The 23,641-nt window shown below is 62.7% G+C and carries 22 protein-coding genes; 15 read left to right on the top strand and 7 right to left on the bottom strand.

Going from position 1 to position 23,641, the window contains the following annotated elements; translation table 11 throughout:
- Positions 1-64: 64 nt before the first annotated feature.
- Positions 65-1,159 carry a nucleoside hydrolase gene (locus DK391_RS22950; RefSeq protein WP_239482922.1) on the bottom strand — a complete coding sequence of 365 codons (1,095 nt, stop codon included), beginning with the start codon at positions 1,157-1,159 and terminating at the stop codon, positions 65-67.
- On the opposite strand from DK391_RS22950, the gene DK391_RS44405 reads away from it, so the two are divergent.
- From DK391_RS44405 to DK391_RS22930, 5 genes are all read left to right on the top strand, one after another.
- Complete coding sequence (locus DK391_RS44405) at positions 1,116-1,328, top strand: hypothetical protein (protein ID WP_162600892.1); 213 nt, start codon at positions 1,116-1,118, stop codon at positions 1,326-1,328. The genes DK391_RS22950 and DK391_RS44405 overlap by 44 nt on opposite strands.
- Positions 1,329-1,532: 204 nt before the next feature.
- Positions 1,533-3,902 carry a penicillin acylase family protein gene (locus tag DK391_RS22945; RefSeq protein ID WP_239482923.1) on the top strand — a complete coding sequence of 790 codons (2,370 nt, stop codon included), beginning with the start codon at positions 1,533-1,535 and terminating at the stop codon, positions 3,900-3,902.
- Complete coding sequence (locus tag DK391_RS22940) at positions 3,899-4,897, top strand: diacylglycerol kinase family protein (RefSeq protein WP_109480281.1); 999 nt, start codon at positions 3,899-3,901, stop codon at positions 4,895-4,897. Before DK391_RS22945 ends, DK391_RS22940 begins: the two co-directional genes overlap by 4 nt.
- The gene (locus tag DK391_RS22935) at positions 4,894-5,751 is read left to right on the top strand and encodes a metallophosphoesterase family protein (protein ID WP_109480280.1); all 858 of its coding nucleotides are present in this window, start codon (positions 4,894-4,896) and stop codon (positions 5,749-5,751) included. Before DK391_RS22940 ends, DK391_RS22935 begins: the two co-directional genes overlap by 4 nt.
- Positions 5,748-6,506 carry a phosphatase PAP2 family protein gene (locus DK391_RS22930; RefSeq protein WP_109480279.1) on the top strand — a complete coding sequence of 253 codons (759 nt, stop codon included), beginning with the start codon at positions 5,748-5,750 and terminating at the stop codon, positions 6,504-6,506. Before DK391_RS22935 ends, DK391_RS22930 begins: the two co-directional genes overlap by 4 nt.
- A gap of 12 nt (positions 6,507-6,518) precedes the next feature.
- Here the strand turns inward: DK391_RS22930 and DK391_RS22925 are convergent, their stop codons facing one another.
- The 3 genes from DK391_RS22925 to DK391_RS22915 all read right to left on the bottom strand — a co-directional run bounded on the left by DK391_RS22925 (position 6,519) and on the right by DK391_RS22915 (position 8,615).
- Positions 6,519-7,466 (bottom strand): DMT family transporter, encoded by a 948-nt coding sequence (locus DK391_RS22925; protein ID WP_109480278.1) that lies wholly within the window; start codon positions 7,464-7,466, stop codon positions 6,519-6,521.
- A gap of 232 nt (positions 7,467-7,698) precedes the next feature.
- Positions 7,699-8,208, bottom strand: a complete 510-nt coding sequence (locus DK391_RS22920) for a DUF1269 domain-containing protein (RefSeq protein WP_109480277.1) — start codon at positions 8,206-8,208, stop codon at positions 7,699-7,701.
- 149 nt (positions 8,209-8,357) lie between these two features.
- Positions 8,358-8,615, bottom strand: a complete 258-nt coding sequence (locus DK391_RS22915) for a hypothetical protein (protein WP_109480276.1) — start codon at positions 8,613-8,615, stop codon at positions 8,358-8,360.
- A 163-nt stretch (positions 8,616-8,778) separates the two neighbouring features.
- Here DK391_RS22915 and DK391_RS22910 point away from each other — a divergent pair, with 163 nt between their 5' ends.
- The 5 genes from DK391_RS22910 (at position 8,779) to DK391_RS22890 (ending at position 14,569) form a co-directional block, all read left to right on the top strand.
- Positions 8,779-9,690, top strand: a complete 912-nt coding sequence (locus tag DK391_RS22910) for a DUF4922 domain-containing protein (protein WP_109480322.1) — start codon at positions 8,779-8,781, stop codon at positions 9,688-9,690.
- Between the two features lie 127 nt (positions 9,691-9,817).
- A complete protein-coding gene (locus DK391_RS22905) occupies positions 9,818-10,660 on the top strand; it encodes a MaoC family dehydratase N-terminal domain-containing protein (RefSeq protein ID WP_109480275.1) in 843 nt (280 codons plus the stop codon).
- 32 nt (positions 10,661-10,692) lie between these two features.
- The gene (locus tag DK391_RS22900; RefSeq protein ID WP_109480274.1) at positions 10,693-11,856 is read left to right on the top strand and encodes an acyl-CoA dehydrogenase family protein; all 1,164 of its coding nucleotides are present in this window, start codon (positions 10,693-10,695) and stop codon (positions 11,854-11,856) included.
- Between the two features lie 20 nt (positions 11,857-11,876).
- Positions 11,877-13,055 (top strand): CaiB/BaiF CoA-transferase family protein, encoded by a 1,179-nt coding sequence (locus DK391_RS22895; RefSeq protein ID WP_109480273.1) that lies wholly within the window; start codon positions 11,877-11,879, stop codon positions 13,053-13,055.
- 119 nt (positions 13,056-13,174) lie between these two features.
- Entirely contained in the window at positions 13,175-14,569 is a 1,395-nt protein-coding gene (locus tag DK391_RS22890; protein WP_109480272.1) for an MFS transporter, read from the top strand.
- 8 nt (positions 14,570-14,577) lie between these two features.
- Here the strand turns inward: DK391_RS22890 and DK391_RS22885 are convergent, their stop codons facing one another.
- Positions 14,578-15,522, bottom strand: coding sequence for a LysR substrate-binding domain-containing protein (locus DK391_RS22885; protein WP_109480271.1), 945 nt, complete (start codon positions 15,520-15,522; stop codon positions 14,578-14,580).
- A 40-nt stretch (positions 15,523-15,562) separates the two neighbouring features.
- Positions 15,563-16,381 (bottom strand): CoA ester lyase, encoded by an 819-nt coding sequence (locus DK391_RS22880; RefSeq protein ID WP_109480270.1) that lies wholly within the window; start codon positions 16,379-16,381, stop codon positions 15,563-15,565.
- 210 nt (positions 16,382-16,591) lie between these two features.
- Between DK391_RS22880 and DK391_RS22875 the strand changes: the two genes are divergently transcribed.
- Positions 16,592-17,239 (top strand): ABC transporter substrate-binding protein, encoded by a 648-nt coding sequence (locus DK391_RS22875; protein WP_109480269.1) that lies wholly within the window; start codon positions 16,592-16,594, stop codon positions 17,237-17,239.
- Positions 17,240-17,565: 326 nt separating this feature from the next.
- Positions 17,566-20,067, top strand: coding sequence for a glycogen/starch/alpha-glucan phosphorylase (locus DK391_RS22870; protein ID WP_109480268.1), 2,502 nt, complete (start codon positions 17,566-17,568; stop codon positions 20,065-20,067).
- A 21-nt stretch (positions 20,068-20,088) separates the two neighbouring features.
- Here the strand turns inward: DK391_RS22870 and DK391_RS22865 are convergent, their stop codons facing one another.
- Positions 20,089-20,721 (bottom strand): ABATE domain-containing protein, encoded by a 633-nt coding sequence (locus DK391_RS22865; protein WP_109480267.1) that lies wholly within the window; start codon positions 20,719-20,721, stop codon positions 20,089-20,091.
- 160 nt (positions 20,722-20,881) lie between these two features.
- On the opposite strand from DK391_RS22865, the gene DK391_RS22860 reads away from it, so the two are divergent.
- From DK391_RS22860 to DK391_RS22850, 3 genes are all read left to right on the top strand, one after another.
- Positions 20,882-21,736: an alpha/beta hydrolase gene (locus tag DK391_RS22860; RefSeq protein WP_109480266.1), complete on the top strand. Its 855-nt coding sequence runs from the start codon at positions 20,882-20,884 to the stop codon at positions 21,734-21,736.
- 90 nt (positions 21,737-21,826) lie between these two features.
- Positions 21,827-22,798, top strand: a complete 972-nt coding sequence (locus DK391_RS22855) for a zinc-binding alcohol dehydrogenase family protein (protein ID WP_109480265.1) — start codon at positions 21,827-21,829, stop codon at positions 22,796-22,798.
- 34 nt (positions 22,799-22,832) lie between these two features.
- Positions 22,833-23,606 carry an SDR family oxidoreductase gene (locus DK391_RS22850; RefSeq protein ID WP_109480264.1) on the top strand — a complete coding sequence of 258 codons (774 nt, stop codon included), beginning with the start codon at positions 22,833-22,835 and terminating at the stop codon, positions 23,604-23,606.
- The last annotated feature ends 35 nt before the right edge of the window (positions 23,607-23,641 follow it).

The following is a 23,641-nucleotide window of genomic DNA, read 5'->3' as shown; positions in this document are numbered from 1 at the left end:
CGTATGCAATTGAACGGTCGCATGATCGCTCGCACACGGCAATGCGATGCATGCGACGCATCTGTCACGGCAATTTAACAGGCACGGGGCGCGTGAGCAGATCGACGTAAAAATCGAAAAAGCGTGCGTTGTCGAAACGCTTGACGATGGTCATCTTCTGCAGACCCGCAGGCGGCGAACTCGCGTAACCGGTCGACTTGCCGTCGTTCGCGCCGAAGCGCGTATCGACGTCGACCCAGCGTTCTTCCGTCTGCGTCGCGAAGCTCGGGTCCATCAGATAAGCGATGGTCAGCGTGTCCCAGATGTCGGTGGTGTAGTTCGGGTTGGTCTCGAAACCGTTCTTGCCATCGAAGCCGTAGCCGTGCAACTGCCTGAACAGTTGCGTGATGACGGTCTGCTTGTTCGGATGGTGCGCGATGCGATCGTAGATGGGCTTGTCCATCTTCACGGTGTCGGTCACGTCGAGGGGAATCACCGTCTGTTTGATGGGCAGCCGCAGCACGTCACGCGCCGCTTCGGGGTCGAACCACCAGTTGAATTCGGCCGTCGCCGTGGTGTTGCCCGGCACGTCGATGGCGCCGCCCATGTAGATGATCTGCCTGATGAGCGGCACGATCTCAGGATGCGCCCGGGTTGCGAGCGCGATATTCGTCAGCGGGCCGATGGCGAGAATCGTCACCTCGTTCGGGTTCGCCTTCACCGTATCGACGATGAAGTCCACTGCGCTCTTGCCTTGCACCTGCGTATGCGTGGCGAAGCCGTCGGGTGGCGCGACGAGTTGTGCCTGCGAAGCGGGCTCGGGTGTGCTCCACGCGCCGAGGTAACCGTCGCCGCTCGGGAACTGCTTCTGTTCCTGCTGGATTTCCGCATACGGATGCGACAGCGCGTAGTTCGCGCCCGCATACACGCCGATGCGGTCGCCCACGCCGAGGCGCTCCACCGACTTCAACGCATCGGCCACGCCCTGCTTCAACCACTGGTTGCCCGACACGACCGTGATGCCCAGCACGTCGATCTTGCCCTGCGCCTGCAATTGCGCGGCCATCACACCGAGTTGCCCGTCATCGCTGAGCGTGTTGTAGTCGCTATCGACGATCACCTTCGGTGCTGGATTCATGTTGCCGCTCGTTATGCTGTGTCCGCCGCAGCCCGACAGCATGACCGCGCATGACATCATGAGAAAAAGTCGCTTCAATGCGGTCTCCCTGTTCTCGTTTTCTGTTGCACTGCGCGACGATGGCCACGCCCCGCAGAAGAATGATCATAGTGGCAAAGCCCGCACGAGCAAAACCGCGAACGCGCTAAAAGCCGCGTGCATCGTGCGTTGATCACCCTGCGCCATGCCCGATGCATGCATACGCTGAACGTTGCATCCGCAAGCAACACGTTCGACACGATGTTCTGCTCATCAAATGCAGCATCGTCGGTTACAGTCGAGTTCTACACGGAGACATCGCGTTGCAATCATAAGGAGGAAACAAGTGCAGACAAAACACGCCCTCACGGTCATATTTGCATGCGCGGCGTTCGGCATGGCGTCATCGCAAACCGCACGCGCGGACAGCGCATCCGACGAAACGATCACAGTGGAAGGTCTGTCGCAACCCACCGACATTCTCATCGACAAATGGGGCGTGCCGCATATCTTCGCGCAGAACGAACACGATGCGTTCTTCGTGCAAGGCTTCAACGCCGCGCGCGATCGCATGTTTCAGATCGACCTGTGGCGCCGCCGCGGTCTTGGCGAACTGGCCGAAGTGTTCGGTCCCGCGTACGTCGAGCAGGACAAGGCAACGCGGCTCTTTCTGTATCGCGGCGACATGGCCGCCGAATGGCAACGCTATGGACCGGATGCAAAGCCTGTCGCGACACGCTTTGCGGCAGGCGTGAATGCATACATCGAGTGGCTCGCCGCGCATCCCGACCGTTTGCCGTATGAGTTTCGCAAAGTCGGCTACTGGCCCGCAAAATGGTCTGCCGACGATGTCGTCCGTATCCGCAGTCACGGCCTCACGCGCAATCTGGAGAGCGAAGTGGCCCGCGCGAAGGTCGCATGCAAGAGCACGCTGGCAGCAGACGAGATCCGCTTCGGCCTGCACCCGCAATGGCACACGCAGATGCCCGACGGACTCGATCCCTGCCTGCCCGACGATGTATTGAAGGTCTTCAACCTCGCCACGCAGAACGTGCGCGTGACCCGCGATTCGCTCAAAAGCGCCGATGCATCGACCACCATGCTCGCCGCCGCCGACAACCTCGAAGAAGTGACGGAAGGCAGCAACAACTGGGTGATCGCACCGGACAAATCGTCGACGGGCCGCGCGATCATGGCCAACGATCCGCACCGCGCCTATGCCGCGCCGAGCCTGCGCTACATCCAGCAGATCAGCGCGCCGACGCTCGACCTGATCGGCGGCGGCGAGCCGTCGGCGCCGGGTGTATCGATTGGTCACAACGGCTCGATTGCGTTCGGTCTGACGATCTTCAATATCGATCAGGAAGACCTCTACGTGTACGAACTGAATCCCGCGAATCCGCATGAGTATCGCTACAAGGGACGCTGGGAGCCGATGCGTATCGTGCGCGAACAGATCGCTGTGCGCGGCGGCGCACCCGTCACGGCGGAACTCGCCTTCACGCGGCATGGCCCTGTGATCTACACGGAGAACGCGAAGCATCGCGCGTTTGCCGTGCGCACCGCGTGGCTCGCACCGGGCATGTCGCCCTACTTCGATTCCGTGCGCTACATGCGCGCGACAAACTACACGCAGTTCAGAAACGATCTGTCGACATGGGGTGCGCCGACCGTCAATCAGGTCTACGCAGACACGCACGGCAACATCGGCTGGGTGCCGAGCGGACTGGCGCCGAAGCGCCCGAACTGGGACGGCCTGCTGCCTGTGCCGGGCGACGGACGCTACGAATGGGCCGGCTTCTGGCCACGCGACGACATGCCGTCCGCGTTCAATCCGAAGGACGGCTACTTCACCACGTCGAATGAAATGAACCTGCCCGCAGACTACCCGTACAAGGAGCGCAAGCTGGGCTTCGAATGGACCAACGGCTCGCGGCATCAACGCATCGACGAAGTGCTGAAGTCGCTGCCGAAAGTATCGATTGAAGACAGCGAGCGCCTGCAGAACGACGACGTGTCGATTCCCGCACGCAGGCTCGTCGCGTTGCTCGCGCCGCTCTCGTCCGATGACGCCGACACGCATGCTGCGCTCACGTTGCTCAAGGGCTGGGACGCGCACATGGGCGCGACTTCGCCGCAGGCCGCGCTGGAAGAAGTGTGGCTGTCGCGCCATCTGGGCCGCGCATTCAAGCAAGCCGTCTTGCCGAAAAACGCCGCCGATGCGTTCGGCGCGCCCGACACCGCGGTCATGCTCGATTCGCTCGAACATCCCGACGCGCGTTTCGGCGACAACACGCAGAGCAAGCGCGACACCGTGATGCTGACGAGCCTGCGCGACGCGTATCGCGAGATGGTCAAGCTGCAAGGCACCGATGCGAGTGCGTGGCAATGGGGCAAACTGCAGACCAACCTCAACGCGCATCCGTTCGCCGATCTCGTCGACGCCGACATGCGCGCGAAGCTGAACGTCGGTCCCACGGGCAAAGGTGGCAGCGCTTACACGCCGAATCAGTCGACATATCGTGCGAGCGACTTCCGGCAGACCAACGGCCCGTCGTTCCGCGTGATCGTCGATGTCGGCAACTGGGACAATTCGCGTGCGGTGAATCTGCCCGGCGAATCAGGCGATCCCGACAACCCGCACTATCGCGATCTTGCGCAGATGTGGCTGGACGGCGACTATTTCCCCTTGCTCTACACACGCGCCGCCGTCGAGCAGGCAACCGAAAAGCGCATTCATCTCGTCCCCGGCACGCAAACACGATGAGCTTCGCCGCGCATCCGTTCACCGATCCCCCGCCTGGCGACGCCCGGCCAATCGACGCGCGGGCGCCGTTCGTGATCGTGATGAACGCGGGGTCTGGCCGCCAGCAAGGCGGCACCACTGCGGCCCTGATCGCCGATGCATTCGGCAAGGCGCAGCGCGAATACGAACTGATGCTGGTGCACGATCCGTCGCAACTCGGCGCGACGGCACGCAGCGCGGTTGAACGCGCGCAGGCACGCGGCGGTGTGGTGATCGGCGCGGGCGGCGACGGCACGCTATGTGCCGTCGCACAGGCGGTGATCGGCAGCGGCTGCGCGTTCGGCGTGCTGCCGTGCGGCACGTTCAACTATTTCAGCCGAGACCATGGCATTCCCGCGGATCCCGCTCGCGCCATCGATCTGCTGCTGACGGCCCGCGCGCATCCCGTGCAGGTGGGCTTCGTCAACGCGCGCATGTTCCTCGTCAACGCAAGCCTTGGGCTGTATCCGACGATGCTCGAACACAGGGAAATCTACAAGCGGCAATTCGGCCGCAGCCGGCTGGTTGCGCTGTGGTCGGCTATCGCGATGCTGTTGCGGCGGCACCGGCATCTGCGCCTGCATGTCGATCACGAAGGCACCATGCAGGAGATCCGCACCTCCACGCTGTTCGTCGCCAACAACCGGCTTCAGCTCGAACAGGTTGGCGCGGCAGAAGCGCCCTTGCTGGCGCAAGGCTTGCTGGTCGCATTGGCACCACGCGCCATCGGGCGCATGGCGCAGATCATCCTCACGCTGCACGGCGCAGCCAGCCGGATGAGCGACGCCGACAACGTGATCGCCTTCGCGTTTCACCGCTTCACCGTGACTCATCCGTCGAGGCGGCGCCGGCGTGTCAAAATCGCCACGGACGGCGAAGTCACGCATATGCGCATGCCGCTCGAATTCCGCGTTGGCGAAACGCCGCTCTTTCTGCTCAAACCCGAGGCCGAGGTCGCTGCCCTGAACCGCGCATGACGCTGTTGCTCCAGATCTCCGATCCGCATTTCGGCACCGAACGGCCCGAGGTCGTCGAAGCATTGCTGCAACTGGCCACGCGCGAGCAGCCCGACCTCGCGGTGCTGTCCGGCGACATCACGCAGCGCGCGCGGCGCAGCCAGTTCGCGGCGGCACGCGCGTTCGTCGATCGTCTGGGTGCGATGCCCGTGCTCGTGGTGCCGGGCAATCACGACATTCCGCTCTTCAACGTGTTTGCGCGCGTGCTGTGTGCGTATGCGAATCACCGGCGCGTGTTCGGCGCGGAACTCGAACCTGTGTTCGAGTCGCGCGAACTGCTGGTGATCGGCATTAATACGTCGCGCCGTTCCCGGCACACGGATGGCGAAGTGTCGATGGAACAGATCGAACGCGCCGCACGGCGATTGTCGCTTGCGACGCCTTTGCAATTGCGCGTCGTGGTCACGCACCATCCCGTCGCGGCCGTGACCGCGGGGGACACGCGCAACCTGCTGCACGGCCACGATCAGGCGATTCGCCGCTGGGCGCAGGCGGGCGCGGATCTGATAGTCGGTGGACATATCCATCTGCCCTATGTGCTGCCGCTCGCGAGCCGCATGGACATCGCACGGCCCGTGTGGGCCGTGCAGGCAGGCACGGCCGTCTCGACGCGTATTCGCGGGCAGATGTCGAACTCGGTCAATCTTATTCGTTACGACGCCGATGCGCCGGGCGCACGCAAGGCCATCGTCGCGCGTTACGACTATGACGACGCGAGCCAGACGTTCGTGCCCGTGCTGGAGCATCCACTCGATCTCGCTGGCGTGGTCGATGTGCGGTCGCCTGTTTCAGAGCGCGCGGCCGGATCGCCATGATCGAACTGGCGAGTTTCGCAGGCCGTCATGCGCTAGGACTGATGGTGATGACGCTACTCGTTGCGGAATGTGTGGCGTACGGCGCCTTGACTTTCGGACGTGCGCGTGTGGCGACGTTTCATGCAGGCGTTGTGACCGGCGTGGTAGTGATGATCGCTGCGGCAGCGGGCTTTGCGATGGTCACGCATGCGCTTCTGAACGGTGCCGCCTTGAACAGCTTCGACCTCGCGTTCGCTCGCGATCTCAGCGTGGCCGTTCCACGCGATGTCAAACACGTCTTCGCAGTGTTGACGCATCTGGGCGATCCGTGGTGGCTGGCCGTCTGCTGCACGGCGGGCGTGATCGCGTTACTCGTGCGCCGCAATCTGCTACTTGCCTGCGCGCTCGCGGCAGCATCCGGTGGCAACGGCTTGCTGAACATGACACTCAAGCAATCGATCCAGCGTGCACGGCCCGACTACGATACGGCGTTCGCATCGGTGCATAGCTGGAGTTTTCCAAGTGGCCACACGTCCGGCTCGCTCGCGACATACGGCGCAATCGCGTATGTGCTGGTACGCAGCCTGCCCGCACGCTGGCGGTTGCCCGTCATCTTCATCGCGGTGGCGCTGGTCGGCGTGATCGCATGGAGCCGGTTGATGATCGGCGTGCATTTCGCCAGCGATGTGCTCGCGGGCGCGTTGTCGTCGACTGCATGGCTGACGGCGTGCGTGCTGAGTGCCGAATGGCTGCGACGACGCGCACTCAACCGCTGACGCCCCGCACCTTCACACCGAACCGATCTTGCCGTCGCGCCGTTGCCGCGCGAAGACGAACTTCAGCCACTCGCGCCCGTTGACTACGAGCATGCCCGCCAGCACGAGTGCCGCGCCCGCGAGGAAGGTCGGATCGAGCCGCTCATGCAGCAGCAGCGCGCCCAGCGCGACACCGAACAGCGGCGCCATGAACGACAGCACGCCAAGTCGCGACGCGAGATACACGCGCAGCAGATAGAACCACGCGACGTAGCTGAAGAAGCACACGACGATTGCCTGAAAGCCAAGGCTCGCCCATACCAGCGTATTGCCGTGAAATGCGACCTGGCGCGTCAGCCCGGCGACCGGCAGCAAGATGGCAAAAGCCCATACGAGCTGATAGAACAGCGTCTGCGTGGCGGGCGCATCGCTCAGACGCGTGGCGCGTACGGCCACCGTGGTCAGGCCCCACGCTGCGCCGCCGCAAAGACCGAGCAGATCGCCCAGCATCCAGTTCTGCGCCGACGGCCCCCCGCCACCGCCGGCCGTCGGCCCGACAAAGGTGATCACGATCCCCACGCACGCGATGCCGATACCCGTCCACTGCGCGCGCGTCAGCCGCTCGGTGGGCAGTGCGATTTGCAGGCCGATGGCGGCGAACATCGGTGCGGTATAGAGAAACACGGCCATGTGCGACGCTGTCGTGTAGCGCAGCCCTTCGGCGACGAACAGAAACTCGGCGGCAAACAGCACGCCGATCAGCGACCCCGGCCAGAGCGCCACGCCCGCGATCCACTTGTCACGCACGATCAGCCGGCCGAATACCCAGACCATCACTGCCGCCACGCCGGAGCGCAGCGAAACCTGCAGCATGGGTGCGACGTCGGCCGCAATCGCTTTCATGGCCGCCTGTTGCAGGCCCCAGATCAGGCACAACAGCACCATGCTTGAGACGGCAACGCCGTCCAGAGTCTTTCTCATTGATATTCGCCAGCGTATCGTTGCGCGACCACGGGGCTTAGACGCGCTGGCGTCGAGCCGGTGTGATTCGCGTGAATAGAAGCTGCGCGACGCAGGGCGCGTGAGCGGCATAGGCACGCCGTCACGACGCATCGTGGATTGAAACCGCTCACCACTCGCCGCGCGCAAGGCTTTCGATTCTCGACGATTTGCGCTGCCTTGTCGAATGCCTTACACGACAGCAATGCGATCTTTACGGAAAAATCGGTGAGGTCGGCTCTGCGCCTTCGAGATCGGCTCGCGGCACATGCTGCGCGATCAGTTCCTCGATTTCATGCTCGCGCAGCGCGGGCACGTCGGCCATGATCAGCAGCTGACCTGTGCGGATCGCTTCCCGGAAGCGCTCCAGCCGCGTGTTCGGCTCGTTCACGCCGATCATCGTTGCCGTCCACGCGCCGAAACCGGCGCCCGTCAGCGTCAGCATCACCACCGCGCCGCCCGCGATAGCCAGTTGCGCCGGCGGAAACGCCAGCGCCACCAGACCCAGCAGCGCGCCTGTCACGCCGCCAAGCGCGACGCCGCGCTCCAGCGCATGCACGACGTCGCTGCTCTGCAGCAACGAGGCTTGTGGCAACTGTTCGAGTGTGACGCTGTGATCGGCCAGTACGTGGATATGACGCCACGTGATGCGTGCACACAGAAGATCGTCGACGATGGCTTTCGCCGTGGGGATGTCGGGGGCGAGAAAGTAAAGGCGTCTCATATCGGCTCTCCGTCAGATGGCGGGTGTCCGCAACGGGGCGATGCCTTTTATCGTACGCCTGAATTCGACCTGTAGCGGCGCTGCCACATGTCGTAGCGGCTCTGCGTCATGCGCGAATCGACATGACGCGTTTGCCGCGATGCAGCAGATCAGCTATGTCCCGTCACGAACTTTTTCGTCGCGTGATAACCGTGCTTCGTCGCGTCGGCAACGGCATGGCCCGCCGACTTCACGCCATGTCCGACTGCATGAACGCCGTCGCGAACGGCGTGCCCGGTCTCGCGGCCCGCCGTTTTGGCATCGGTCTTGAACTGGTGGGCGCCGCTCTTGAGGCTTGCATGCGCCAGCGGGCTGAGGCTGACGAGAGCCAGCGTAAGCGCCATCAGGGAAATTTTGCGCGTTTTCATGACCCTGATTTTCCCATATCGGACCGGCGCGGGCTGTTGCGAGCCGGTAATCGTGACACCGAGTTTGTATCGCAATGTTTCTTACGGCGCGCCGACAAGCAGACGGTCCGCTGCGCACGATCGGTTATAAACTCTGACGCATTGAACCTCCGCTTCGATGACGATGGACTATCCGAGCCTGACACCCGGCACGCTATGGCCCGCCATCGAGCGGCAGACGGCACACGCGCTGCAATGCGGCGCGCTGCAGCCCATCGATACCGTTCAGGCCGTCATCGAAAGCGGCGGTGTGCGGTTTGTCGTGCGGCAAGTGTCGAGCCTCACGCGCAAGGAGCAGCAGCGCGAACAGGCGCGCAAGCGCGAGGCGCAGCAGCGTCCCGTAGCCAACCCGTTTCTGCCATACGAGCCGGATCTGTTCGTCGCCGATATTTCGCCGACGCATCTCGCGTTGCTCAACAAGTTCAACGTGATCGATCATCACCTGCTGATCGTCACGCGCGATTTCCGGCGCCAGGAAGCGCTGCTCGATCTCGCGGACTTCACGGCGCTGATGACCTGCATGGCCGAATTCGAGGGCATCGGTTTTTACAATGGCGGCCCCGAAGCCGGCGCGAGTCAGCCGCACAAACATCTGCAGATCGTGCCGCTGCCGCTCGGCAATACCGGGCCTGCCGTGCCCATCGAAACACTGCTCGCACAGTGCGCCACCGATGGCTCCGTGTCTCGCGTGCCAGGCCTCCCGTTCCAACATGCATTTGCGCGTCTCGCCGCAAACGCAGACCATCCAGAGGCTGCGAATACTGCGCTGGCCTGCTATCGCGCGCTGCTCGACGCAACCGGCATCGGAGCGGTCGAAAGCCACGGCGAGTTATGCCAGACGTCCCCCTACAACCTGCTCGTCACGCGCGACTGGATGCTGCTCGTGCCACGCTCGGCGGAACGGGTGGAAGGCGTGTCGGTGAATGCGCTGGGATTTGCGGGCTCGCTGTTCGTGCGCGACGCCGGCCATCTCGCGCTGCTGGAGCAGCTCGGCCCGATGAATGTTCTGCAACGCGCCGGCCTGGCGGTTTCGTAATAGGCTTGCCCTATGACCGGCACATGAAACTGGTATTTCCGCGCTGATCTGGCTTCACCTACAGTCTCCGTACCGGAAAGCATTTCGAGAAAAACGCGCTGGCCATGGCCGGCGACGGAGACAACGCATGAATCAGCCGTCCGCTGCATCCGATGCCCATATCGTCATCGCCGCCGATATCGTCGTGCCGACCTCGGCGGTAGCGCTGGGCGCGACGCTCGACTACGACACGTCGCCCGCTCCCGGCGATGCTCTCCCGCTTCTCTGGCACTGGATCTTCTTCCACCCGACCGTCGCACAGGCGCAGATTGGCGACGACGGTCACCCGCGCAAAGGCGGCTTTCTGCCCGATCTTGGTTTGCCGCGCCGCATGTGGGCGGGCGGCCGTTTGCGCTTTCTCGCGCCGCTGACGGTAGGCAGCGCAATCACACGCGAATCATCGATTGTGAATGTCAGCGAGAAACAGGGACGCACGGGCAAGCGCGCTTTCGTCACCGTGAATCACAAGGTGTATTGCGAAGGCACGCTCGCCATCGACGAGGAACAGGACATCGTGTACCGCGAGCCGCCCGCGCCCGGTGCACCCGCGCCTGCACCGACTGCCGCACCCGACGCCGCGCAATGGCACCGCCAGATCGTGCCCGATGAAGTGCTGCTGTTCCGCTACTCCGCGCTGACCTTCAACGGACATCGCATCCATTACGACAAGCCCTACGCGACGCAGGTGGAAGGCTATCCGAACCTCGTCGTGCATGGGCCGCTGATCGCCACGCTGCTGATGGACCTGCTGCGCCGGAATATGCCCGACGCGACCGTGCGTGAGTTCGCCTACAAGGCGCAGCGTCCGAGCTTCATGGGCAACGCGCTGCATCTGTGCGGCCAGCCGTCGGCGGACGGCAAGACAGTCGAATTGTGGTCGAAGGATCACGAAGGCTGGCTGGCCATGACGGCACGCGCGACGCTCGCCTGACATCGCAATCTGCAACTGCATACGAACCGATCATGAACCACACTGCCTCCGATCCGTTTCAGGACATTCGCGAAGCCGTTCGCGACCTGTGCGGACAATTCCCCGCCGAGTACTTTCGCAAGATCGATGAAGAACGCGGCTATCCGGAAGCCTTCGTCGATGCGCTGACCCAGGCAGGCTGGCTTGCCGCGCTGATTCCACAAGAATATGGCGGCTCGGGACTGGGCTTGACGGAAGCGTCCGTGATCATGGAAGAGATCAACCGCTCGGGCGGCAATTCCGGCGCGTGCCACGGCCAGATGTACAACATGGGCACGCTGTTGCGACACGGCTCCGCGGAACAGAAGCGGCTGTATCTGCCGAAAATCGCAAGCGGCGAACTGCGTCTGCAATCGATGGGCGTCACCGAACCGACCACGGGCACCGACACGACGAAGATCAAGACGACAGCCGTGCGCAAAGGCGATCGTTACGTGGTCAACGGGCAGAAGGTGTGGATCTCGCGCGTCCAGCATTCGGACCTGATGATCCTGCTCGCGCGCACCACACCGCTTTCCGACGTGACGAAGAAAAGCGAAGGCATGTCGATCTTCATTGTCGATCTGCGCGCAGCGATTGGCCACGGCATGACGGTGCAGCCGATTCCGAACATGGTCAATCACGAGACCAACGAACTGTTCTTCGACAACCTCGAGATTCCCGCCGAGAACCTCATCGGCGAGGAAGGCATGGGCTTCAAATACATACTCGATGGCCTGAATGCCGAACGCACGCTGATCGCCGCCGAATGCATCGGCGACGGCTACTGGTTCATCGACAAGGTGTCGCAGTACGTGAAAGACCGCGTCGTGTTTGGCCGCCCGATCGGCCAGAACCAGGGCGTGCAGTTTCCGATTGCGCGTGCGTACGTCAACATCGAAGCAGCGAACCTGATGCGCTTCGACGCCGCGCGCCGCTTCGACGCACACGAGCCGTGCGGTGCGCAGGCCAACATGGCGAAGCTGCTGGCCGCCGATGCCTCGTGGGAAGCTGCCAACGCATGCCTGCAGTTTCACGGCGGCTTCGGTTTTGCCGCCGAATACGATGTCGAGCGTAAGTTCCGCGAGACGCGTCTCTACCAGGTCGCGCCGATCTCGACGAACCTGATTCTCTCGTACGTCGCCGAGCACATTCTCGGCCTGCCGCGTTCCTTCTGACTCTGACATCGAAACCGATCATGCGTCCGCTTCAAGGCATCAAGGTCGTCACATTCGAACACGCGATTGCCGCGCCCTTCTGCACCCGGCAACTTGCCGATCTCGGCGCGCGTGTCATCAAGATCGAGCGGCCCGGATCGGGCGACTTCGCGCGCGGCTATGACGAGCGCGTGTCGGGACTCGCGTCGCATTTCGTGTGGACGCACCGCTCGAAGGAAAGTCTCACGCTCGACGTGAAGCAGCCGCAAGCACTCGACATCGTGCACAGACTGCTCGCCGATGCCGACGTTTTCGTGCAGAACCTCGCGCCCGGTGCAGCGGAACGCCTTGGTTTCGGCTATCAAACGTTGAGCACGAAATATCCGAAGCTGATCGTCTGCGATATTTCCGGGTATGGACTGGACGGTCCGTTTCGCGACAAGAAAGCCTATGACCTGCTGATTCAAAGCGAATCCGGCTTTCTGAGCATTACGGGTTCGGACGGCAAGCCTGCAAAGGCAGGCTGTTCGATAGCCGACATTGCAGCGGGCATGTACGGCTACACGAACATTCTCGCTGCGCTGCTGGAGCGCGCACAAACGGGGCGCGGCAAACATATCGACGTGTCGATGCTCGAGAGCATGGTCGAGTGGATGGGTTATCCGCTCTACTATTCGATCGACGGGCAATCGCCGCCACCACAGGCGGGCGCATCGCATGCGACCATCTTTCCGTATGGACCTTTCATCGCCGGCGACGGCAAGACCGTGATGCTCGGTTTGCAGAACGAACGCGAATGGAAGCACTTCTGCGAGACGGTAATCGTGCGTCCCGACCTGCTCGCCGATGAACGTTTCGCGTCGAACAGCGGCCGCACGAAACATCGCGATGAACTCACGCGCGTCATTGTCGAGGCGTTTTCCACATTGACGGCAGAGCAGGTCATCGAGCGTCTTGAACAGGCGAGCATTGCGAATGCGCGCATGAACGACATGCACGATGTCTGGCACCACGCACAACTGAAGGCCCGGCAACGCTGGACGCAGGTAAGCACTTCAGCGGGCGATATGCCTGCGCTGTATCCGCCCGGTCAATCCGCAGACGACGAACCGCGCATGGACGCTGTCCCCGCGCTCGGCGCGCATACGGATGCGATCCTGCAAGAACTCGGCTTCAGCCCGACGGAGGTAGAAGCCTTGCATGCCGCTCGTGCTGTCTAGCAGCACGTCGAGCGGTCGATACACAAGTCGGACCATCGGGGCAATCACTTCACAACAATAATGCCCGCCTTGCCACGTCATTCATACGCGGCAGGGCATTCCATTCAGGAGACACACCCATGTCAGTCAATGCCGCTGGCCGGCTCGACCGCCTGCCCGTCTGCAGTTTTCACTGGAAGATACTCGGCCTGATCGCGGGCGGCGCGTTTCTCGATGCGTTCGATATCTATCTCGCCAACGGCTCGGTCGCGGCGATGGTAAAGGAAGGCTTCACCGATCTGCAGCATGGCGCGATGTTCGTGTCGGCCACCTTTGTCGGCATGATGCTGGGCGCGTATGCGGCGGGCTACATCGGCGACCGGCTCGGACGACGCTATTCGTACCAGTTGAATCTGGGCATTTTCGGGCTCGCTTCGCTTGCTGCGTGCTTTGCGCCGAACATCGAATGGCTGATCGCGCTGCGCTTCATCATGGGCATCGGACTCGGCGCGGAACTGGTCGTCGCGGCCGGCACACTCGCCGAATTCGTGCCGCCCGAGACGCGCGGCAAGTGGGTGTCGCTGCTCGCCATCATCATCAACAGCGGGTTGTTTGCAGCGCTTGCGGCGGGCTACTGGATCATTCCGAATCTCGGCTGGCGCTACATGTTCGCGATTGCAGGCATCGGGGCGCTGGTCGTGTGGTTCCTGCGTCACCGGATGCCGGAGTCGCCGCGCTGGCTCGAATCGACGGGCAAGCTCGAGGAAGCCGAAGCGACACTTTCCGCAATCGAACGCGAAGTCGAAGCGCGCGTCGGCACCTTGCCGCCCGTGCAGCGCGTGGTCAATCTCCATGTCGGCGCAGTGCCGCTGCGCACGCTGTTTGCGCCTGGCTTGCGCGGACGCACCTGCGTCGCGGCGCTCACGGCGATTGCCGTCAACATCGGGCTGTATGGATTCATCGCCTGGCTGCCGACCTTCTTCGTCAGCGAAGGCCTGTCGATCGTCAAGTCGCTTGGCTTCGTGATGTTGATGTCGATCGGTTCGCCTGTCGGCGGACTGGTCGGCTATCTGATCGCGGATCGCATTGGCCGCGCCAAAGGTATCGTGCTGGCGGCGCTGGTGAGCATCGTGCTCGGCTGGATCTATGTGACGCTGCACGAGCCGGCGGCGATCATTGTGGTCGGTTTCTGTCTCGTCACGACAATCTATACGATCACGACGCTCGGCCTGTTCGGCTACATTCCCGAACTGTTTCCGACGGAAGTGCGGCTGCGCGGCACAGGTGTGGCGGGCACATGTGGCCGGGCCGCGTCGATTGCGACGCCGTATCTGGCGTTGCTGCTGTATCAGCGAGTCGGCGTATCGGGCGTGATTGCGATGGTGAGCGTGATTTTCGCGGTGCTGTGCGTCGCGATTGCGATCTTGCGTGTGGAAACGAGCCGGCATGCGCTCGAAGATGTCGCGCCAGCAACAGGCGATGTGGCGGCAGGCTCGGCCGAGCGCGACACCGCGCATGCAGCCGAACACGCCTGAAGCATCGTTCAAACCCGATGGTTTTGCCTGCGCAGCGTCACGCCCTGCCAGGCTTCCCCTTCCACCCGCTCCGCGATCAGTTCGACGAGCGTTTGCCGCACGGCCACGCTTGCCGAGTGCATCGGCAGGCCGTTGGGCCAGCAGATGCTCGCGGGACGGCGAATGACGGGATCGACGATCTTGCGCATCTTCGGCATGCGCGACGGGTCGAGCTGCGCCAGCGCCGACGACGGCAGGATCGTGCAGGCGCGGCCCGAATGCGCGATCTGCAGCATCGACGGCAAGGAATCGATATCGGCGACGATGTTCAGTTCCACCTTCTCGCTCGAGAAGGTGCGCTCGATCAGCAGCCGCAAACCATTCGACACACCGGGCGCGACGAGCTTGACGCCTGCGAGCTTTGCAAGCGGACAGGTGGCCGAGCGCGATGAAACGCCGCCAGGTTCGCCGAGCAGATAAAGCGTTTCATCGAGCACAGGCAGTGCCGAAATGCCGGGTGTGTCGGACTCGCGAAACAGGATGGCGAGATCGAGGCGTCCGTTGGCGAGCAGTTCGTTGAGATAGCCGCTCATGCTCTCGAAGAATTGCAGGCGAATGCCGGGATAGCGGTCCTGAACGCGCTCGAATAGCGGCACGGCGAGCACGGAGGCCATGGTGGTCGGCAGGCCGACTGCGACCGTGCCCGATTCGCTGCCGGCACCCTTGGTGACTTCCTGACGAAGTTGTTCCATCTGCCGCAATACGAGGCGCGCGTGACGATAGAGCGCGTCGCCTTCGGCCGTCGGGGTGACGCCGTGATTGCTTCGCAGCAGTAGTGAGACGCCGAGTTCTTCTTCGAGACGCGCCATCTGCTGACTCAGCGATGGCTGCGCGACGAAGAGCTTTTCCGCTGCTTTCCCAAGACTGCCGTAATCGACGATGCTGACGAAGTAGCGAAGCTGGCGTACGTCCATGGGTGTTGGGAAAGTGAGCGCTGAGGTGTGGGCTGGGCGCTTATTTTATACGGGTTGCCAGACACCGCCGCGCCCGCAGCACCACCGGCAAATCCACCATCTCCCCATCGACGGCCACCGCCGCGCCGTTGGCGCGGTCAAACGCATCCAGCACCTTCAAAGCCCAAGCAACATCCGCCTCACTCGGTGAAAAGCCTGCATTGACAGTCGAAACCTGCCTTGGATGAATGCACAGCTTTCCCGCAAAACCCCAACGCTTCGCCCTGAGCGTGTCAGCCTCGAGCAGATTCGCATCATCAACGGCAGCCGTCACGCCATCAACGGGCGCCGCGATCCCGGCAACGCGCGAAATCATCACCAGCTCCGCGCGAAACGTATTCAGTTCATCGCCATCGGAGGCCATGCCCATATCCGCGCAAAAATCGAGCGTGCCGAACATCAGCTGCCGCACAGACGGCGCTTTCGCCACTTCCATCGCATTCCACATGCCCTGCGCACTTTCGATCAGCGGGTACACAGGCAGGGCATCGCCAGCAAGCGATACAAGCCGGCTCACATCGGCGCCACGCTCCGCCTTCGGCAAAACAACACCAGCAATACCGCGCAAGCGGCACAACGCAGCATCCTGTTCAAACCACTGTGTCCCCACCGCATTAATGCGAATCAGCACAGGCCGTTCCGGCGAGACCCACGCAGCAACCGCCTCTCTCGCCCGATCCTTGTCCTCAGGCGCAACCGCATCTTCGAGATCGACGATCACGGCATCGGCGCCACTGCTCAACGCCTTGTCGAATCGCTCGACACGCGTGCCAGGCACGAACAGAAACGAACGATGCAACCGCTCAACCGACTGCGACATATCAACTCCGGACAGATCCAATCACGCCATCACATCACCAGCCTCCATTTGAAGGCCAGCCCCGCGCCTGCGCAAATACCAGATTGCTCTGCCCGTCATAGGTTGCGCCGATGCCTGTCACCCTCGCTGCCGATTTTGCGCAACGCCCCTACAATAACCGTGGCCGCGGCGAACCCCCTCGCCGCGGCCGTTCGCTCACGCATGCACATCATGACAATTACCCACATCCGATCGCGATTTTTCGTTGCTTTCCTGTTCTTCACGGTGCTTGCCTTCGGCAACCCGGCGTCGGCGCAAACCGTCGACAGTTCCGATCCGCAACTGCTCGTCAAGGCAGTGACCCAACAGGTGCTGGACGAGGTTCACACGAAGGCAATCGATCCGTCGGATATTCCGCGCATCATGGACATCGTGAATCGCGACATCCTGCCCTACATCGATTTCGAACACACCACGCAACTTGCGCTCGCCCGCTACTGGCGCACCGCTACGCCCGCGCAACAGCAGCAGTTGACCCAGCAGTTCAAGATGCTGCTGATCCACCTGTATTCGGGCGCGCTGGCGCAGTTGAAGCCCGACCAGAAAATCGAATATCCGCCGATGCGCGTCGGCTCGTCGGATACGGATGCCGTGGTTCGCACCATCGCGTCCACCAACGCGCAACCTGTCGAGATCGACTACCGGCTGCGCAAGACGCCGCAAGGCTGGCGCGTGTATGACCTCAACGTGATGGGCGCCTGGCTCGTGCAGACTTACCGGCAGCAGTTCGGCGAGACGATCCAGCAAAGCGGCATCGATGGGCTGTTGCGCTTTCTGACGGATCGCAACCAGCAGCTTGCATCGGGCAAGCCGCAGTAAGCCTTCACGTGCAACCTGACGGTTCGCAACGCGTGCGAGCCGTCAGACATGCGCACACGCGCCGCGCACGGACTTGCATTCCGCCGCCGGGCACCGCAATCCCGGCCCTCCTCCGCAGCGTGACATCACGCCGGCTCGCAGCGCAGCCGCCTCGATGCCGTACACCTCCGATACCGTGATCGCTGCCTGCGTCACGGTTCTGTCAAGCGCCCGACACACAACAGGATCATCGTTGCCCGCTATGAGCAGGCTGGCTGCGGTGCGTCGCCTCGGTCGACAGGCAACGCACCGCCTGCTGCACCGCGCCCGGCACACGAGGACAAGTCATGAACGACATGCGCATCCTGAAGTCACCGACCAGTTCGGAACCTGCACGCAGCGGTCTGGGCGTCGAGGCGCTGCGGCGCGACATCGTCGATAACCTGATCTGCCTGCAGGGCCGGTATCCGGAGATCGCGACGCCGCACGACTGGTATATGGCGCTTGCCTTCGCCGTCCGCGACCGGATGATGACGCGCCGGGTCGCCACGACCCACGCTTACGTCGCGAGCGGCGCGCGCGTCGCCTGCTATCTGTCGGCCGAATATCTGATCGGCCCGCAACTCGGCAACAATCTGATCAATCTGGGCATCCAGCACAATGCCCGCGATGCACTCGCCGCGCTCGGCCTCGACCTCGACACGCTGATCGGCATCGAGGAAGAACCGGGACTCGGCAATGGCGGACTCGGGCGGCTCGCCGCGTGTTATCTCGACTCGCTCTCTACGCTGGAAATCCCCGCAATCGGCTATGGCATCCGTTACGAGTTCGGCATCTTCGATCAGGAGATCCGCGACGGCTGGCAGGTCGAAGTCACCGACAAATGGCTGCAAAAGGGCAACCCGTGGGAATTGCTGCGCCCGGACGTCGCGTTCTATGTGAATTTCGGCGGACGCACCGAGCAAGGCACGGATGCCGAAGGCCGCTTTTGCGTGCAATGGATTCCCGCCTATACCGTCAAAGGTGTAGCGTGCGATACGCCGATTCCCGGCTATCACGTGAACACCTGCAACACGCTGCGGCTATGGAAAAGCGAGGCGGTCGAATCGTTCGATCTGCAGGACTTCAATGCCGGCGACTACTACGAGGCCGTGCACGAGAAGGTGCGCTCGGAAACGCTGTCGAAGGTGCTGTATCCGAACGACGAGCCGGAAGCCGGCAAGCGTCTGCGCCTCGCGCAACAGTACTTCTTCGTCTCGTGCTCGCTGCAGGACATGCTGCGTCTGCTCGCGCTGAAAGGTGAACCCGTCAGCCGCCTGCCGGACATGTTCACCGCGCAGCTGAACGACACGCATCCGTCCATCGCCGTCGCCGAACTGATGCGTCTGCTGATCGACGAGCGGCACGTGCCCTGGGACGAAGCCTGGGACATCACGCAGCGCACACTTGCCTATACCAATCACACGCTGTTACCCGAAGCGCTCGAAACATGGGGCTTGCCGCTGTTTCAGGACTTGCTGCCGCGACTGCTTGACATCATCTATGAGATCAACCGGCGCTTCCTGGATGAAGTCCGGCAACGCCTTCCTGGCGACGACGCGCGCATTGCCCGCATGTCGCTGATCGATGAGGCCGGCGCGAAGCGTGTGCGCATGGCGCATCTGGCGACCGTCGGCAGTCACGCGGTCAACGGCGTGGCGGCGCTGCATTCGGATCTGCTCAGACAGACCGTGTTGCGCGACTTTGCCGAACTCTGGCCGGAGCGCTTCCATAACGTGACCAATGGCGTCACGCCGCGGCGCTTCGTGATGCTCAGCAATCCGGGGCTGGCGAGCCTGCTGGATGAGACCGTCGGCGATGGCTGGGTGACCGGTCCCGCGAGGCTGCGCAAGCTCGATGCACACCTCGACGACAACGCGTTCCAGGCGCGCTGGCGACAGGTCAAGCACGCGAACAAGGTGCTGCTGGCGTCGCATATTCACAGCGCGACGGGCATCATGGTCGATCCTGGCGCGCTGTTCGACATTCAGGTCAAGCGCATCCACGAATACAAGCGCCAGCATCTGAACGCGCTGTATATCGTCACGCTCTATCTGCGCCTGCGGCGCGATCCGCAACTCGCGTTGACGCCGCGTTGCTTCGTGTTCGGCGGCAAGGCCGCGCCGGGCTACGCGATGGCCAAGCTCATCATTCGCCTGATCAACGGCATCGCGGAAGTGGTCAACGACGATCCGATGATCAACGGGCGGCTGAAGGTGGTGTTCTTCCCCGATTTCAACGTGAAAAACGCGCACTTCATCTATCCGGCCGCCGATCTGTCCGAGCAGATATCGACGGCCGGCAAGGAAGCGTCGGGCACGGGCAATATGAAGTTCATGATGAACGGCGCGCTGACCATCGGCACGCTCGACGGCGCGAACGTCGAAATCCGCGAAGAAGTGGGCGACGACAACTTCTTCCTGTTCGGACTGACCGAGGCCGAAGTGGAAAGCGTGCGACGCGCGGGCTATCGCCCCGCCGATTACGCGAACGGCAATGAAGAACTGCGCGCGGTGCTGGATCTGATCGGCAGCGGACACTTTTCGCGCGGCGATGCACAGATGTTCCGTCCACTGGTCGATAACCTGCTGTATGCCGATCCGTTCCTCGTGCTCGCCGATTACGCGTCATACGTCGCGCGCCAGCAGGATGTCAGCGATGCCTGGCAAGACGCGCAACGCTGGACGCGTATGTCGATCATCAACACGGCGCACTCGGGCAAGTTCTCGTCCGATCGTGCGATTGCTGAATACTGCGAGCAGATCTGGAACATCCGCCCCGTCAAGATTGCGCTGGACAATCGGCCCTGAAACACGGCGCTCAGTAGCGCGTCATTCAGCCTGCTTTTCCTTGAGCCGCGCGCGATGCGCAGCCACTTTCGCGCGATTGCCGCAGATCGCCATGCTGCACCAGCGGCGCGCGTGGCCGCGCGTGTGATCGGCGAACAGCAGCGTGCAATTGACGCCCTCGCACGCTTTCACATGCGTGAAGTCCTCGTCGCAAATGGTTTTGGCAATGGCTTCGGCAATCGGCATCAGCAGCGATTCAGCCGATGACCATCGGCGCGTGGTGCGATACGAAAACGCGCTGCCGGCATCCGGCCCGTTCGCGACGATCTCACCGTGCTGCTGGTCGCGCGCGAGCAGTTCGTTCAGCGGTTCGAGCACGCGCACATCGGCGGCGTCGAGCGCACGCCCTTTCCTCTCTTTCACGTAGCCGCGAAACCATTCGCGCAGCCCGCGCGCCTGCGCGGCGACTTCATCCAGTTCGGCGGACGTCGCCTGCGAGCGGATCGCCGCCAGCGCATCGGGCGGCACCATGCCTGCCTGTTCGAGCCAGTTGAGCAGCCCTTCGCCGTCGCCGATCCAGTCGACGGGTTCGTCGACGGGGGTCGCGATCGAGTTCAGGAAATCAATGCCCGGCGCGTCGGCCAGGAACATGGCGGGTATCTGGCGGTAGTCCATTTCTATCGGATTCGGCATGGCGATGACTTAATAGTAACCGCCACAAAACCTCTTGACAAGTTACATCGGCGATTTGTAACCTGTAAAACATCAGCAGTGCAGTTACACAGCAATCCCATTGATCGCACTGCAAGTCCTGATTTTTTGCGGAGAGAACGCCATGTCCACGATTACCCATCGCCACGCCGACGTTGACGGTTTTAACGTGTTCTACCGGGAAGCCGGCCGCGCGGGTGCGCCCAAGCTCCTCCTGCTGCACGGTTTTCCGAGTTCCAGCCATATGTTTCGCGACCTGATTCCGCTGCTCGCCGACCGCTTCCATATCGTGGCGCCCGATCTGCCCGGCTTCGGCCAGTCGGACATGCCGGACCGCAAGGACTTCGCGTACACGTTCGATAATCTCGCCAACGTGATCGACCGGTTCACGGAAGTGATCGGCTTCGACCGTTACGCGGTGTACGTCTTCGATTACGGCGCACCGACGGGTTTCCGGCTTGCGCTCAAGCATCCCGAACGCATCACGGGGATCGTTTCGCAGAATGGCAATGCCTACGTGGAAGGTCTGAGCGACGGCTGGAACCCCATTCAGGCGTACTGGAAGGAGCCGACCCAGGCGAACCGCGACGCGCTGCGCGCGCTGCTCACGCGTGACACGACGATCTGGCAATACACGCATGGCGTCACCGATACGAGCCGGGTCTCGCCGGACGGGTATTCGCTCGACGACTACTACATGAGCCGTCCCGGCGCGCACGAAGTGCAACTCGACCTGTTCGGCGACTATCAGAGCAACGTCGCGCTATATCCGGCGTTCCAGCAGTATTTCCGCACGCACCAGCCGCCGTTCCTCGCGGTGTGGGGCAAGCACGATCCGTTCTTCTTGCCGCCGGGCGCACAGGCGTTCAAGCGCGATTTGCCGAACGCGGACGTGCGTTTCTTCGATACCGGCCACTTCGCGCTCGAAACGCACGCGGCCGAGATCGCTGCGGCCACCGCCGAATTTCTGATCCGTTGAAATCCATTCGCTGAATGCAAGGGCGAGCGTCGCGTTCGCTCCATCACACACTGCGCCGTCCGGCGCATCCATCACCTCAGGAGAATCCTCATGCGCGCAATCGTGCTCGACAAGTTCGGCGGCCTCGACAGCCTCGTCTATACCGAGTTGCCGGAACCCGAGCCGCTCGAAGGCCATGTGGTCATCGAGATCAAGGCGTTCGGTATCAATCACGCGGAAATGCATATGCGGCGCGGTGAATGGGCGGAAGCCGCCAGAGTGAGCGGGATCGAATGCGTGGGCATCGTGAAGTCGTGTCCGGGCGGCGAGTTTCCCGTCGGCGCGAAAGTCGCGGCGTTGATGGGCGGCCTCGGGCGCACCATCAACGGCAGCTATGCGGAATACACGCGGGCGCCCGGGTCGAATGTCGCGGTGCTCGAATCGGATTTGCCGTGGGCCGAACTCGCGGCCATTCCCGAAACCTATGCGACGGCATGGACGTGTCTGTTCCGCAATCTCGAACTCGTCAAAGGACAAACCATCGTGATTCGCGGCGCGACGTCGTCGTTTGGTCAGGCTGCCGTGAATCTCGCCGTGAATGCAGGCGCAAAGGTCATAGCGACGCCGCGCAGCGCGGCACGCTTCGAGATGATCGAGAAGCTCGGTGCGGCACGCGTCGAACTGGAAGGCCCCGATCTGTCGAAGCTCCTTGCCGAAACGAAGCAGATCGACGCAGTACTCGACCTGGTCGGCAATAGCGTGATTCTCGATTCACTTGCCATGCTGCGCCGTGGCGGCCGCGCGTGTCTCGCGGGCTGGCTTGGCGGCCTCGCGCCCATCGCCGATTTCAATCCGTTGCTGCAGATGCCGAGCGGCGTCAATCTGACGTTCTTTGGCAGCTTCGTGTTCGGCACGCCAGGTTTTCCGCTTTCCGATGTGCCGCTGCAAGCGATCGCCGCCGATGTCGCGGCGGGCCGTCTGAAAGCAAAGCCATCGCGCGTGTTCGGCTTCGCTGAGATCCGCGAGGCGGACCGGGTGATGGAGGCGAACGAAGCGGGCGGCAAGATGGTCGTCGTTCACTGAACGCTGCGCGTTTTCTTGAACAAGGAGAGATGACATGTCGAGCAACAAGGTAGCCATCGTCACGGGTGCAAGCCAGGGCATCGGACGTTCCACGGCGATCCGCCTGGCGAAAGACTTCGGCGCGATCGTGCTGGTCGCGCGCAACCGCGAGAATCTCGAACAGACGGCGCAAGCCGTGACGGAGGCTGGCGCGCAGGCGCTTGCCATCGGTATCGATCTGTCGTTGCCGGATGCCGCGCAGGCAGTGGTCGATCAGACGCTGGCCGCATACGGGCGCATCGACGCGCTGCTCAACATCGCGGGTGCCGTGCCGCAAATCGATCTGTTCGATATGACCGACGAGCAGTGGAACAACGGCCTCGCGCTGAAACTGCACGGCGCGCGGCGTCTGACGATTGCGGCGTGGCCGGCATTGAAGGCGACGTCGGGGTCGGTGGTGCTGATGTCGGGCAATTCGGCTGTGGTTCCGAAGGCGCCTTATGCGGCTGTCGGTACGATCAATGCGGCGATTGTCGCGCTGGCAAAGGCGTTTTCGGATCGCGGTATCGAGGATGGCGTGCAGGTCAACAGCGTGTTGCCGGGGCCGGTGATGACGGGGCGCCGACAGTCGTATCTGGAACATTGGGCGCCGTTGCATAACATGAGCGTCGAAGAGGCGACTGCGAAGTTTCCGAAGGAAGCGGGGATTGCGCGGTATGGCTCGCCGGAGGAAATCGCCGAATTGATGGCGTTTGTTGTGTCGCCGGGTGCGCAGTGGATGACGGGGTCGACGTTGAGGATGGATGGGGGGGAGGTGAAGTCGGTGTGATGGTTGGGTGTTGGTGCTGTCTCTTATACCCATCT

This window comes from Paraburkholderia sp. C35, from assembly GCF_003121405.1.
In the GTDB taxonomy this organism is placed as follows: domain Bacteria; phylum Pseudomonadota; class Gammaproteobacteria; order Burkholderiales; family Burkholderiaceae; genus Paraburkholderia.
The sequence above is the reverse complement of the archived record's forward strand: the minus strand, read 5'-3'. Positions and strand labels throughout refer to the sequence as shown.